This window comes from Undibacterium sp. Dicai25W (genome assembly GCF_049340505.1).
Lineage (GTDB): Bacteria > Pseudomonadota > Gammaproteobacteria > Burkholderiales > Burkholderiaceae_D > Undibacterium > Undibacterium jejuense.
In genome coordinates this window covers 1-2,035 of the sequence record NZ_JBMPOQ010000045.1, presented here as the reverse complement: position 1 = coordinate 2,035, position 2,035 = coordinate 1, and the positions used below count along the sequence as shown (strand labels likewise).

Annotated in this window: 2 protein-coding genes and 1 pseudogene; 1 reads left to right on the top strand and 2 read right to left on the bottom strand. The window is 35.9% G+C overall.

What is annotated here, in order from left to right; genetic code table 11:
* Positions 1–44: 44 nt before the first annotated feature.
* Together ACO0KY_RS19570 and ACO0KY_RS19565 are read right to left on the bottom strand one after the other, a co-directional pair.
* Positions 45–932 carry a hypothetical protein gene (locus tag ACO0KY_RS19570; RefSeq protein WP_423048898.1) on the bottom strand — a complete coding sequence of 296 codons (888 nt, stop codon included), beginning with the start codon at positions 930–932 and terminating at the stop codon, positions 45–47.
* A gap of 1 nt (position 933) precedes the next feature.
* The gene (locus ACO0KY_RS19565; protein WP_423048896.1) at positions 934–1,209 is read right to left on the bottom strand and encodes a hypothetical protein; all 276 of its coding nucleotides are present in this window, start codon (positions 1,207–1,209) and stop codon (positions 934–936) included.
* 343 nt (positions 1,210–1,552) lie between these two features.
* Here ACO0KY_RS19565 and ACO0KY_RS19560 point away from each other — a divergent pair.
* Positions 1,553–2,035 (top strand): annotated as a pseudogene (locus ACO0KY_RS19560) (hypothetical protein); the annotation flags it as partial.

Here is a 2,035-nt window from a genome sequence, read left to right as displayed (position 1 = left end):
CCGCATTATCGATATCGAGGCCTGATTCAAGCCACAGTCTTGCGCTAGCTTCTTCGTTTGAGATGCCTTGCTTCACGGTTGTCTGTATGCATGACATCATAAACAAGCAATTTCCCATGCTCATCTTTGCTATTCTTAAAATGGTGTGCAATCTCGTCGTTGAATGCTTTGTCTGCTGACTCAAAGAAAATCTTTTCAAACTCTTTCTTTTGGTCATCATTCATCATTTGGTAACGATATGAAAAAGTGTTGTCTACTGAGAATGTGAGTTCAGTAGCTGTTTTTCTTTGTTCCAATTCAACTGACTTTATTTCTTTTTCTGTAAAAAATACTTGTTCATCATTGGCATTATTTACATGCCCATTTTTTAAATCAAATTTGCTTAGTTTAATGTCATAGTATTGAACATCCTTTTTATCAAAAGTAATGCTTTTTCCAAGATCATTAACAACCATTCCTTTTTTAAGGTCTAACTTGGTAAGGTAAAGATTTTGTCCACTTTCACTGTCAAGAATGTGTGCTGTGCTTTCATCCTTAATAGTGTGGAATGTTTGCTTTATGACTTTGACAAAGGGTGCAGTTCTTGGGTCTTTTCCCATTTCTAGGTCTGCAATGGTGTTCATTTTTTCGGATGACAAAGAACCGTCAAGCCCATACTCTTTTGCCAATTCACCAGAGCATCTTGTAAATCGGTTTAAGTTGTCCTGTTGCTTTTTCTGAACAAGGGCAAGTTTTTCAGAGTTGTATTCCTTTTCAGCTTGCTTTATTTCAGAATTACTCATGCCTTGCAAGTTATAATTTTTATGTCTCATATCAACATCTAACTTGTCTTGTGCAATTCTGTGTTGTGTGTCGCCCAACTGCTCAACTTGTCTTTTTAAGTAATCGTGATACTTGTATCCAAGATTTATATTTTTAACTCCTAAGCCCATCTTATTCTCCTAGCTTAGAAAATAAGTTGTTCAAAAGATCGGTTAAAACATCAATCTTTTGCTCCAAGTCATGATGAGATTTCAAGATTGAATGAATGCGACTTTCCATTACATCTAATCTTGCAAGTGCAAGTTCTTGCTCTCTTAAATGGATGCCTTGGCTGTGTTGCAAAAGCTGGTCGGCAAATTCTGCTGGACTCAAATTCTTTGCTTTTGCTCTTTCTACAAATTCAGTATTGAGTCTGCATGTTGTAGTTTTGTTTAATGTGGTTTTCATTTTCTTTTTCCTTATTAAGTATATAAATAAGATACAAAATCATAAGGAAAAGTCAACTTATATGTTGTTGCAGGGTTAAAGCCTTATAAAGCAAAGGTTTGTAAGTATTGAGAAACAGCTATTAGCGATTAGTGCTTTAAAAAAACAAGAGAGAAAAAAAGAGAAACAAAGTAAGTATGAATAAGATGGAATAAGAGTCGGATAAGAGAGAGTAAGAAACAATAAGACTAAAAGAGTGGTTAAATAAGTTTAAATAAGTCTTAATGAGTGGCTAAATAAGAAAAATTGCTTGACATTCTATTTATATTCAATAAAGTTAAATATATGTATAGATGGAGTTTTTATGAGTATATTTTTAGATTTAATAGATGAGAAAAAGAAAGAATTAGCCAACCAAGAAACTGATTTGGTAATTGATGTTTTCAGAAACGAGTTTGACAATTTAACAAAGGTTGTTAAGCTGTTTTTGAAAAACAAAGGTAAAAAAGGTTTTGAAAATGGTGCTTATCAGAACATTGCTGAGACACTTTTTCAAAATGGCATAACAAAGAAAGATGGGTCTGTGCTCACTAAGTCTCAGGTTGGCGACTATATGAAAATTGTTCGTGCTGAGAGAAAGGGTGAGTCCAAGAGCAAGGTTGTAGCTGTTGCTCCTGTGGTGCAAGCTGTCTCTGTTGAAAAGCCTGTAGCTCGTCCTGGTGTTGTGCCAGGTGCGATCAAGCCTGTGGTGGTTCCTGCTCTTGTTGTGCTCGGGGTTCCATTGCGACGTGTGGTGCATCGGGTACAAGCGGCACGCGATGCACGTTATGAGTCCTTACGCGGTTTC